Annotated in this window: 9 protein-coding genes and 1 pseudogene; all 10 read right to left on the reverse strand. The window is 73.3% G+C overall.

Annotated elements, in window-relative coordinates:
• The coding region (locus VLJ82_RS15545; protein ID WP_408664274.1) for an argininosuccinate synthase at positions 1-695 on the reverse strand (695 nt) is incomplete at its 3' end.
• 63 nt (positions 696-758) lie between these two features.
• Positions 759-1,346, reverse strand: a complete 588-nt coding sequence (locus VLJ82_RS15550; RefSeq protein ID WP_408664282.1) for an arginine repressor — start codon at positions 1,344-1,346, stop codon at positions 759-761.
• Positions 1,347-1,385: 39 nt separating this feature from the next.
• Positions 1,386-2,306, reverse strand: coding sequence for an ornithine carbamoyltransferase (argF, locus tag VLJ82_RS15555; RefSeq protein ID WP_408664275.1), 921 nt, complete (start codon positions 2,304-2,306; stop codon positions 1,386-1,388).
• Positions 2,306-3,547: an acetylornithine transaminase gene (locus VLJ82_RS15560; protein WP_408664276.1), complete on the reverse strand. Its 1,242-nt coding sequence runs from the start codon at positions 3,545-3,547 to the stop codon at positions 2,306-2,308. The genes argF and VLJ82_RS15560 overlap by 1 nt, the downstream gene beginning before the upstream one ends.
• A complete protein-coding gene (gene argB / locus VLJ82_RS15565; protein ID WP_408664277.1) occupies positions 3,544-4,509 on the reverse strand; it encodes an acetylglutamate kinase in 966 nt (321 codons plus the stop codon). The genes VLJ82_RS15560 and argB overlap by 4 nt, the downstream gene beginning before the upstream one ends.
• On the reverse strand, positions 4,506-5,660 hold the full coding sequence (argJ, locus tag VLJ82_RS15570) for a bifunctional glutamate N-acetyltransferase/amino-acid acetyltransferase ArgJ (RefSeq protein ID WP_408664278.1): 1,155 nt from the start codon (positions 5,658-5,660) through the stop codon (positions 4,506-4,508). Before argJ ends, argB begins: the two co-directional genes overlap by 4 nt.
• On the reverse strand, positions 5,657-6,673 hold the full coding sequence (gene argC / locus VLJ82_RS15575; protein ID WP_408664279.1) for an N-acetyl-gamma-glutamyl-phosphate reductase: 1,017 nt from the start codon (positions 6,671-6,673) through the stop codon (positions 5,657-5,659). The genes argJ and argC overlap by 4 nt, the downstream gene beginning before the upstream one ends.
• A 62-nt stretch (positions 6,674-6,735) precedes the next feature.
• Positions 6,736-7,719 (reverse strand): hypothetical protein, encoded by a 984-nt coding sequence (locus VLJ82_RS15580; protein ID WP_408664280.1) that lies wholly within the window; start codon positions 7,717-7,719, stop codon positions 6,736-6,738.
• A 167-nt stretch (positions 7,720-7,886) separates the two neighbouring features.
• Positions 7,887-10,403 carry a phenylalanine--tRNA ligase subunit beta gene (gene pheT, locus VLJ82_RS15585; RefSeq protein ID WP_408664281.1) on the reverse strand — a complete coding sequence of 839 codons (2,517 nt, stop codon included), beginning with the start codon at positions 10,401-10,403 and terminating at the stop codon, positions 7,887-7,889.
• Between the two features lies 1 nt (position 10,404).
• A pseudogene (locus VLJ82_RS15590) lies at positions 10,405-10,782 on the reverse strand (phenylalanine--tRNA ligase subunit alpha); the annotation flags it as partial.

The raw sequence follows: 10,782 nt of genomic DNA on the forward strand, positions 1-10,782 counted from the left end.
CGGCCGTCCACGGCGGTCGGGACGCCGTTGTCGAAGCTGATCATCACCTCGTCCGGCTCGCGGGCCACGGTCGGGTCGGCGGTGTAGGAGTAGACGTCCTCGATCGGGGCGTTCCACGGGTCCTCGAGCATGCCGGTCTCCACCGCCCGGCCCCAGAAGTTCTGGTCCACCGAGTACGGCGAGCGCTTGGACTGGTCGATCGGCAGCCCGCGATCCTCGGCGAACTGGATGGCCTTGTCCCGGGTCATGCCGCTGTCGCGGACCGGGGCGATCACCTTCAGGTCCGGGGCGATCGCGCCGATGCCGACCTCGAAGCGGACCTGGTCGTTGCCCTTGCCGGTGCAGCCGTGCGCGACGGTGTCGGCGCCGTACTGCTGCGCGGCCAGCGCCAGGTGCTTGGCGATCACCGGCCGCGACAGCGCCGAGACCAGCGGGTAGCGCTCCAGGTACAGGGCGTTGGCGCGCAATGCCGGCAGGCAGTACTCCTCGGCGAACTCGGTCTTGAGGTCCAGCACCACCGACTCGACCGCGCCGCAGTCCAGCGCGCGCTGGCGGATCTGGTCCATGTCCTCGCCACCCTGACCGACGTCGGCGGCCACGCAGATCACCTCCGCACCGGTCTCGGCCCCGATCCAGCCGATCGCCACCGAGGTGTCCAGGCCGCCGGAATAGGCGAGCACTACCCGCTTGGTCATGTCGAAAACTCTCCCTGTCGATCTATGAGGTTGATCCGGTTGGTGCGTTCGGGGTGTAGCGCGTCAGGTGCTGGTGGACAGCTCCATCAGCTCGGCGGCCAGCGCCGGGCCGCCGGCCGGGTCGCGGCTGATCACCACGATGGTGTCGTCACCGGCGATGGTGCCCAGCACCTGGGGCAGGCCGGCCCGGTCGATGGCGCTGGCCAGGAAGTTCGAGGCCCCCGGCGGGGTGCGCAGCACCACCAGGTTGGCGCTGCCCTCGGCCGAGACCAGCAGCTCGCCGAGCAGCCGGGCCAGCCGCTGCGGCGGGGCGTCGCGCAGCTGCCGGGCAGCCAGCGGGGCACCGTCCTGCGGCACCACGTACACCGGCTGGCCGCCGTCCGGGGTGCGCAGCTTCACCGCCCCGAGCTCGTCGAGGTCCCGGCTGAGGGTGGCCTGGGTGACCGGCACGCCGGCGTCGGCCAGCAGTGCCGCCAGCTCCCCCTGCGACCGCACCCGGCGCTCGGACAGCAGCGCCAGGATCCGGGCATGCCGGGCGGCCCGGCTGGGCAGCTCCTGCGGGCCGTTCGTCGGGCCGCCCGGCGGCGCCGTCGAGCCGTTTGTCGGACCGCCCGCGGGCGTTGTCGGGCCGCCCAGTGGCGTTTGCGGCATCGGGATGTCCGGGCGGACCTGCCGGACGGTGCGCGCCATCTAGGACCTCTCCAGCAGCCAGGTGAGCAACGCCTTCTGGGTGTGCAGCCGGTTCTCCGCCTCGTCCCACACCACGCTGCGCGGGCCGTCCAGCACCTCGGCCGCGATCTCCTTGCCCCGGTAGGCCGGCAGGCAGTGCAGCACGATAGCACCGGGGGCGGCCCGGTCCAGGGTGTCGGCGGTGACCGCGAACGGCTGCAACTCGTGGTCGTCGGCCTGCTCGCGCTCCTGCCCCATCGACACCCAGGTGTCGGTGATCAGCACGTCGGCGCCGTCCACCGCGGCCAGCGGGTCGGAGGTGATGGTCACCGAGCCACCGGTGCCGGCCGCGATCGTGCGGGCCCGGTCCACGATGGCGGGATCGGGCAGGTAGCCCGCCGGGCCGCCGATCCGGATCGAGATGCCCGCCGCGGCGCTGCCCAGCAGGTAGGAGTTGCCCATGTTGTTCGACGCGTCGCCGACGTAGCTCACCGTGAGCCCCGCCAGCTTGCCCTTGTGCTGCCGGATGGTCTGCAGGTCGGCCAGGATCTGGCAGGGGTGGAACTCGTTGGTGAGCCCGTTGACGACCGGCACCGCGCTGGCGGCGGCCAGCGCGGCCAGCTGCTGCTGCTCGAAGGTGCGCCACACGATGCAGGCCACCTGCCGGTCCAGCACCCGGGCGGTGTCCTCGATCGGCTCGCCGCGGCCCAGCTGGGTGTCGGAGGACTCGATGATCAACGGGTAGCCGCCGAGCTCGGCGATGCCGACGCTGAACGAGACCCGGGTCCGGGTGGACGGCTTGTCGAACATCACCGCGACCGCCCGGGGGCCGGCCAGCGGGCGGCGGGAGAACCGGTCGGCCTTCAGCTCATCGGCGAGGTCGAGCACCTCGACCAGCTCGTCCGGGCTGAGGTCGTCGTCGCGCAGGAAGTGCCGGGGCATCAGCCGCTCGCTCCTGCTTGCCCGGCCTGGTCGGCCTGCTCGGCTTGCACGGCCTGCAGGGCCGCGCCCAGCAGCTGCAGCGCCTCGGCGATCTCGACCTCGGTGACGATCAGCGGCGGCGCCAGCCGCAGCACGTCCGGCCGGACCGAATTCACCAGCAGGCCGCGCTCGCGGGCCGCCAGCTCCACCTGCGCCGCGCAGTCCGAGCTCAGCTGGACGCCGTACCACAGCCCGCTGCCGCGCACCTGCTCCACCAGCGGGCTGTCCAGCCCGTGCAGGCCCGCCGCCAGCGCGGCGCCGCACCGGCGCACCTGGGCCAGCAGGTCCTGCTGCTCGATGGTCTCCAGCACGGCCAGCGCGGCCGCGCAGGACACCGGGTTGCCGCCGAAGGTGCTGCCGTGCGAGCCGGGAGCGAACAGCCCCGCGGCCTTGCCGAACCCGATGCAGGCCCCGATCGGCAGGCCACCGCCCAGGCCCTTGGCCAGGGTGAGGATGTCGGGCACCACGCCGGCGGCGATGCTGGCGAACCACTGCCCGGTACGCCCGATGCCGGACTGCACCTCGTCGACCACCAGCAGCGCGCCGGTCCGGTCGCAGATCTCGCGGGCCGCGGCCAGGTAACCCTGCGGCGCCGGCAGCACCCCGCCCTCGCCCTGGGTCGGTTCCAGGAACACCGCCGCGACGCCGTCGTCCACCGCGGCCCGCAGCGCCTCGACGTCGCCGTAGTCGACGAAGGTGACCGGGCCCGGCAGCGGCTCGAACGGCTGCCGCTTGGCGGGGTTGCCGGTGACCGCCAGCGCGCCCAGGGTGCGGCCGTGGAAGCTGTTGGCGGTCGACACCAGGCCCAGCCGGTTCCCGCTCGGGTCCAGCGACCGGCCGTAGAGGCGGCTGAGCTTGACCGCGCACTCGTTGGCCGCCGCGCCGTCGTTGGCGAAGAACACCCGGGCCGACGGGTCGCCGACCAGGAACTGCAGCTTCTCGGCCAGCCGGACGCCCGGTTCGTGGCTGACCAGGTTCGAGGTGTGCATCAGCCGGCCGGCCTGCTCGGTGACCGCCGCCACGACCGCCGGGTGCGCGTGCCCCAGCGCGGAGACCGCGATGCCGGCGACGAAGTCCAGGTAGCTGGTGCCCTCGACGTCGGTCACCCGGCAGCCCTGCCCGGAGGCCAGCGCCAGCTGCGGGGTGCCGTAGTTGTCCATCATCACCGCGGCCCAGCGCTTGGCCATCAGCTGGTTGGTCATGACCGCACCTCTGGGACGGCCGGCGCAGGATTCAACTCGACGTCAGGCAGCACCATGGTTCCTATCCCCTCGGTGGTGAAGATCTCCAGCAGCAGCGCGTGCGGCGCGCGGCCGTCCATCACGGTGGCCGACGGCACGCCGGCCTGGACCGCCCGCAGGCAGGCTTCCATCTTGGGCACCATGCCGGCGGCCAGCCCGGGCAGCAGGTCGGCCAACCGGCTGGCCCGGATCTCGGCGATCACCTCGCTGCTGGCCGGCCAGTCGGCGTACAGGCCCGCCACGTCGGTGAGCACGATCAGCTTCTCAGCACCCAGCGCGGCGGCCAGCGCCGCGGCCGCGGTGTCGGCGTTGACGTTGTAGGACAGGCCGTCCGCACCGCGGGCCACGCTGGCGATCACCGGAATCCGCCCGGCGTCCAGCAGCGCGGTCACCGCGCTGGGGTCGACCGCCACCACGTCGCCGACCTGGCCGATGTCCACCGGCTGGCCGTCCACCAGGGCCGGCCGGCGCTCGGCGCGCAGCATGCCGGCGTCCTCGCCGGACAGCCCCACCGCGAACGAGCCGTGGTCGTTGATCAGGTTCACCACGTCGCCGTTCACCTGGCCGGTCAGCACCATCCGGACCACCTGCATCGCCTCCGGGGTGGTGACCCGCAGGCCGCCCCGGAACTCGCTGGGAATGCCCAGCCGCTGCAGCTGCTCGGTGATCTGCGGGCCGCCGCCGTGCACGATCACCGGACGCACCCCCGCGTAGCGCAGGAACACCACGTCCTGGGCGAAGCTGGTCTGCAGCTCCGGCGCGGTCATCGCGTTGCCGCCGTACTTGATCACCACCACCTTGCCCGAGAAGCGCTGCAGCCAGGGCAGCGCGTCGATCAGGGTGGCGGCCTGCTGGGCCGCCACCTCCGGCGACACCGCCGGCTTGGCGGCAGCGGGCCGGGACAGCGCGGTCGGCCGGCTCATGTGGAGTACGCCGAGTTCTCTTCGACGTAGCCGTGCGACAGGTCGTTGGTATGGACGGTGGCGCTGGCCGGGCCGGCGTGCAGGTCGACCTCGATCCGCACCTGCCGGCCGGTCAGGTCCACCAGGTCGCGGCTGTCCCCCGCCGCGCCGCCCCGGCACACCTGCACGCCGTTGATCGCGACGTCGAGCTGGTCGGGCTCGAAGGCCGCCGTGGTGGTGCCGATCGCGGCCAGCACCCGTCCCCAGTTGGGATCGTTGCCGAACAGCGCGCACTTGAGCAGGTTGTTGCGGGCGATCGAGCGGCCCACCTGCACCGCGTCGTCCTCGCTGGCGGCGCTCGCCACCACGATCTCGACCTCCTTGGTGGCACCCTCGGCGTCGGCCAGCAGCTGCCGGGCCAGGTCCGCGCACACCGCGTGCACCACCCGGGCCAGCTCGTCCTGCTCCGCCACCACTCCGGACGCACCGCTGGCCAGCAGCACCACCGTGTCGTTGGTGGACATGCAGCCGTCGGCGTCCAGCCGGTCGAAGGTGGTGCGGACCGCGGCCCGCAGCGCGGCGTCCAGGCCGGCCTGGTCGGCGACCGCGTCGGTGGTCAGCACGCACAGCATGGTGGCCAGGCTCGGTGCCAGCATGCCGGCGCCCTTGGCCATCCCGCCGACCGTCCAGCCGGCCGGCGACTGCGTGACGGCGGTCTTGGCCACCGAGTCGGTGGTGCGGATCGCCTCGGCGGCGTCCGGGCCGGCGTCCGGGGAGAGCGTGGCCGCCGCCCGCTCGATGCCGGGCAGCAGCCGGTCCATCGGCAACCGCTCCCCGATCAGGCCGGTCGAGCAGACCAGGATGTCGGCGGCGCTGACGTCCAGCAGCTTGGCGACCCGCTCGGCGCTGGCGTGGGTGTCGGCGAAGCCGGCCGGGCCGGTGCAGGCGTTCGCGCCGCCGGAGTTGAGCAGCACCGCCCGGGCGATGCCGTCGGACACCACCTGCGCCGACCACAGCACCGGGGCCGCCTTCACCCGGTTGGCGGTGAAGACCGCCGCGGCTGCCTGCAGCGGCCCGTCGTTGACCACCAGCGCCACGTCGAGGCCACCGGATGCCTTGAGCCCGGCGGCGACCCCGGACGCCCGGAACCCGCCGGCCGCGGTGACGCTCACGGCGCGATCCCGTCGGCGGACAGCCCCGTGGTCTCGGCCAGCCCCAGCATCAGGTTGGCGTTCTGCACCGCCTGGCCGGCCGCGCCCTTGCCGAGGTTGTCCAGTGCGCTGGTGACGATCACCCGTCCGGAGCTGGCGTCCAGCTCCGCCTGCAGGTGCACCGAGTTCGAGCCGAGGGTGGCTGCGGTGTGCGGCTGCCGCCCGGCGGGCAGCAGGTGGACGAACGGCTCGCCGGCGTAGGCGTCGGCCAGCGCCTGGCGCACCTGGTCGAGGGTCAGCCCCGGCGTGCTGGGCCGGGCGGTGACGGTGGCGAGGATCCCGCGGGCCATCGGCGCCAGCACCGGGGTCAGCGACAGCGTCCGGGCGCCGGTGGCCTGCAGGATCTCCGGGACGTGCTGGTGCACGCCGACCTTGTAGGGCGACAGGTCCGCCATCACCTCGCTGCCGAGCAGCGCGGGCTTGGCGACCCGGCCGGCGCCGGACGTGCCGGAGGCCGCGACCACCACCACGTCGTCCGCTTCGACCAGGCCGGCCGCGATCAGCGGCGCCAGCGCCAGGATGATGGCCGCCGCGTAGCAGCCGGTGTTGGCCACCCGGTCGCTGGCCGCGATCGCCGCCCGCCGGCCGGGCAGCTCCGGCAGCCCGTAGGTCCAGGTTCCGGCGTGCGGGCCGCCGTAGTAGCGCTGCCAGGCGGCGGCGTCGGCCAGCCGGAAGTCCGCGCCCAGGTCCACCACCCTGGTGGAGCCGGGCAGCTCGGCGGCCAGCGCAGCCGAGGCACCGTGCGGCAGCGCCAGGAAGACCAGCTCGGCGCCGGCCAGCACGTCGGGCGTGGTGTCGGCGAGGCTCAGATCGGAGTAGCTGACCAGCTGGGGATGCAGATCGGTAACCGGCTGGCCGGCGTGCGAGTGCGCGGTGGCGGCGACCACTTCGAAGTCCGGATGGCCGGCCAGCAGCCGGAGCAGCTCACCTCCTGCGTAGCCACTGGCACCGGCGACGGCGACGGAGGTACCCATGCGAAACATTATGCATGTAGACGCAAGAAAATGCGAAGCCCGGGGAGGGTTCCTGCTGCGGCCTACTTGTGCTTCTTGGCGAAGAGCCGGGTGCCCTTCAGGTTCTTCTTGTCCTCGGTGCGCATCTCGTCCTCGCTGCTGAAGTCCTCGTCGCGTGCCGGCGACATCGCGTTGTAGACCTGCTGCTCCCCGTCGTCCATGTCGCTGAGCTCGGCATCGCCGTTGTGCACGTCGTAGAACCGGCCGACCTGCTTGCGGCCGTCCTGGGCGCTGCCGATGAACTCGAAGTCGGTGAGGAAGTCGTCGAAGGTCTTGGTACCGGCCGCGATCAGCCGCAGGTTCGCCCGGTAGATCTTCGCGGCACCCTGTTTGCGCCACTCCTCGGCCAGGTACACCGTGACGGTCATCATGGCCGCTGCCCGCTTCTCCAGGTGCGAGGCCAGCACCGAGTCGTCGAAGTCGAGCAGGGCCCGCGCGATCACGGCATCGGTCTTGCCGCCGCTGCGCAGGCCGGCGATGTAGCTGACGTAGGTGTCGCCGAGCGAGCTCTTGCCCCAGTTCTTCGCCTGCGAGCCCAGCTTGGGCGCGCCCTGGTTGTAGAACGCGCTGATCGGCCCGCCGAAGGCCTGTACCGAGACGCCGGTGGTGGACTTGGTGAAGTCCTGGTACTCGGTGAAGTTGGAGTAGTGGAACGGGTTGTCCGAGGCCTTCGCCAGGTCGGCCGGAGTGTCGATGACCCACTGCGACGAGGCGTTGAGGTTCCAGGCGTCCAGCAGCCCCTTGCGCAACTCCTTGTCGTTGCCCTTGTCGTTGACGTAGTCGAGGACCGCCTGCTTGCTGACCGTGATGTCGATCTTGTTGTCCGTGGCGTAGCGGACCGCGTCGGCCTTCTGCCGGCGGATCACCGGGGCGCCGGTCGGGGCCGGTACCGCCAAGCCGGGCAGCGCCGTCCGCCGGACCGGTTCGGAGGGGGTCGAACAGTCGGTGCAGCCGTCCCGGCCGGCTGGCTGGTCGGTCCGCCGGCGCGGGGCGTGCGAATGGGTCACGGCCGCCTTTCCGGTACGCAGAGTGAGGGAAGTAAACACTCGCCCTACATCGCCTGCAATGCGCCGCGCTGGGCTTGCCCCAAACAGGCAGGAACCAGCCAGCCAGGAGTCAGCAGAGCGGAGTTGGCCGGACAAGGACCAGCCCGGCAGGATCCAGCCGATAGGGGTTAGCCGCGCAGTACCGCGCCCAGCCGGCTCCCGGCCTCGGCGACCGCCGCGTCCCGGGCCGCGGTGGCCTCCTCGACGGTGAGCGTCCGGTCCGGCGCCCGGAACCGCAGCGCGAAGGCCAGCGACTTCAGCTCGGGCCCCAGCCGCTGGTCGTCGGTGTAGACGTCGAACAGCCGGACCGACTCCAGCAGCTCGCCGGCACCGTCCCGGACCGCGGCCAGCACCTCGGCCGCCGGCACCCCAGCCGCCACCACCAGCGCCAGGTCGAGCAGCACCGGCGGGTAGTTCGACAGCACCGGCGCCTCGGCCGGCGGCGGCGGGACGAAGGCGTCGAGGTTCAGCTCCATCGCGCAGGTACGCGGCGGCAGGTCGAGCGCGGCGACCACCCGCGGCATCAGCTCGCCGGCGGTGCCGATCACCGCGCCGTCCAGCAGCAGCTGCGCACACCGGCCCGGGTGCCATGGGGCGACGTCGGCCTGGCGGATCTCCAGCCCGACCCGGGCCGCCCGGGCGGCCACCCGGGCGGAGTCGATGGCGTCGGCCCAGTTGGCCGGCCGGCCCGGTCCCCACCAGCCCGGCAGCTCCCGGTCGCCGGCCAGCACGGTGGCCAGGTGGCGCGGCTGGACCGGCACGGTCCGTTCGATCGCGGCGAGCTCGGCGTCGCTCGGCCGGTGCTCGACACCCGGCCGCGGGGCAGGCTCGGCGCTCTCGGCCGGCAGGTACACCAGGCCCATCTCGAACAGTGCCAGCTCCCGGTTGCCCCGGCCCAGGTTGCGGCTGAGGTTGGCCAGCAGTCCCGGCAGCAGCGAGGTCCGCAGCTCCGGCTCGGCGTCGGAGATCGGGTTGGCCAGCCGCAGCGCCCGCCGCCGGACGTCGTCCGGGGCCAGCCCGAAGGCGTCGTGCACGACCGGCGCGACGAACGGGTAGCTGATCACCTCGGTGTAGCCGGCCTCGGCCAGCGCCCGGGATACCGACCGGCGCAGCCGCTGCTCGGCACTCCAGCCGCGGCCCAGCGGTGAGCGCGGCAGCACCGAGGGCACCTTGTCGTAGCCCTCCAGCCGCACCACCTCCTCGATCAGGTCGGCCGGGTCGGTCAGGTCCGGACGCCAGGACGGCGGGACGACCGCCAGCACCTCGTCGGCTCCCGGCTCGGCGTGCCTGGCCGTGCCGGCCGCCTCGGCGGGGCCCGCGACCACTTCGACCCGGCAGCCGACCTGCTCCAGCCGGCGGCGGACCGCACCGGCGCTGATCGGAGTGCCGGCCAGCTCGCCCGGCCGGGTCACCGGCAGCTCGATCCGGACCGGTGCCGGGCCGTCGCCCACCACCGTGCCGCCGGCCACCGGGCTGGCGCCGCCGTGGGCGACCAGCAGTTCGACGCAGCGCCGCAACGCCACCGGCGCCATCGCCGGGTCGACGCCGCGCTCGAACCGCTTGGCGGCCTCGGACGGCAGCTTGTGCCGGCGCACCATCCGGCCGACGGTGGCCGGGTCGAAGTGGGCGGCCTCCAGCAGCACCTCGGTGGTGGCCTCGGACAGCTCGGTGGTCGCGCCGCCCATCACCCCGGCCAGGCCGATCGGTCCCCGGTCGTCGGTGATCACCAGGTCGTCGGGGTCTAGCGAGCGGACCGCGTCATCGAGGGTGGTGAGCTTCTCCCCCGGCTCGGCCCGGCGCACGCCCAGCGGCCCGGACAGCTGTGCCCGGTCGTAGCCGTGCAGCGGCTGGCCGGTCTCGAGCATCACGTAGTTGGTGATGTCGACGGCCAGCGAGATCGAGCGCATGCCACAGGCCCGCAACCGGGCGGCGATGAACTCCGGCGTCGGCCGCCGGGCGTCCAGCCCGGTCACCGCCCGCACCTCGAACCGGTCGCAGCCGGCCGGGTCCGACACTGTCACCGGGTAGCCGTCCGGGCCGGGCTCAACGGCCGGCGCGGGCAGGTCGGTGAACGGCACGTCCAGCGCGGCGGCCGCCTCCCGGGCCAGCCCGCGGATCGCCAGGCAGTAGCCGCGGTCGGGGGTGACGGCGATGTCGAGGACCGCGTCGCGCATGCCGAGCACGTCGAGGGCGCTCTCACCGGGCCGGCCGGCGTCGGCCGGCAGCACCAGGATGCCGGAGTGCTCGTCGCCCAGGCCCAGCTCGCGGGCCGAGCAGATCATGCCGTCCGAGGTCCGGCCGTAGGTCTGGCGGGCCGTGATCGGGAACGGGCCGGGCAGCACCGCGCCGGGCAGCGCCACCACCACCAGGTCGCCCTCGGCGAAGTTCCGGGCGCCGCAGACGATGCCGCGCGGCTCGGCCTCGCCGACCTCGACCAGGCAGTACCGGATCGGCTTCTTGAACTCGGTCAGCTCCTCCACGGAGCGCACCCGGCCGAGCAGCAGCGGCCCGCTGACCGCATCGGCGGGGGCCGAGACCCGTTCCACCTCCAGGCCGACCCGGACCAGCGCCTCACCCAGGGCCGGGCCGTCCAGGCCGGCGGGCAACTCGACGAGCTCGGCGATCCAGGACACCGGTGCCTTCATCTCAGGCCTCCATTCCGAAGGCCTGGGTGAACCGGAGGTCGCCCTCGACGATGTCACGCATGTCCGCGGCGTTGTTGCGGAACATCATGGTGCGCTCGATCCCCATTCCGAAGGCGAAGCCCGAGTACACCTCGGGGTCGATGCCGCAGGCCCGCAGCACCCGCGGGTTGACCATGCCGCAGCCGCCCCACTCGATCCAGCCCTCGCTGTCGCAGGTCCGGCACGGCCGGTTCGGATTGCCCACCGACTCACCCCGGCAGACGAAGCAGAGCAGGTCCGGCTCGGCGCTGGGCTCGGTGAACGGGAAGTAGGACGGCCGGAGCCGGGTCACGATGCCGGGACCGAAGAACGCCTCGGCCATGTGGTCCAGGGTGCCCTT

It is taken from the genome of Jatrophihabitans sp., assembly GCF_035474675.1.
Taxonomy (GTDB): Bacteria; Actinomycetota; Actinomycetes; order Mycobacteriales; family Jatrophihabitantaceae; genus Jatrophihabitans_A.

Bases quoted from the DNA above. Each gene is read 5' to 3' on its own strand.
- argC (WP_408664279.1), bottom strand. From the start codon at position 6,673: ATGGGTACCTCCGTCGCCGTCGCCGGTGCCAGTGGCTACGCAGGAGGT.
- argF (WP_408664275.1), bottom strand. From the start codon at position 2,306: ATGCCCCGGCACTTCCTGCGCGACGACGACCTCAGCCCGGACGAGCTG.
- pheT (WP_408664281.1), bottom strand. From the start codon at position 10,403: ATGAAGGCACCGGTGTCCTGGATCGCCGAGCTCGTCGAGTTGCCCGCC.
- VLJ82_RS15560 (WP_408664276.1), bottom strand. From the start codon at position 3,547: ATGACCAACCAGCTGATGGCCAAGCGCTGGGCCGCGGTGATGATGGAC.
- VLJ82_RS15550 (WP_408664282.1), bottom strand. From the start codon at position 1,346: ATGCCGCAAACGCCACTGGGCGGCCCGACAACGCCCGCGGGCGGTCCG.
- argB (WP_408664277.1), bottom strand. From the start codon at position 4,509: ATGAGCCGGCCGACCGCGCTGTCCCGGCCCGCTGCCGCCAAGCCGGCG.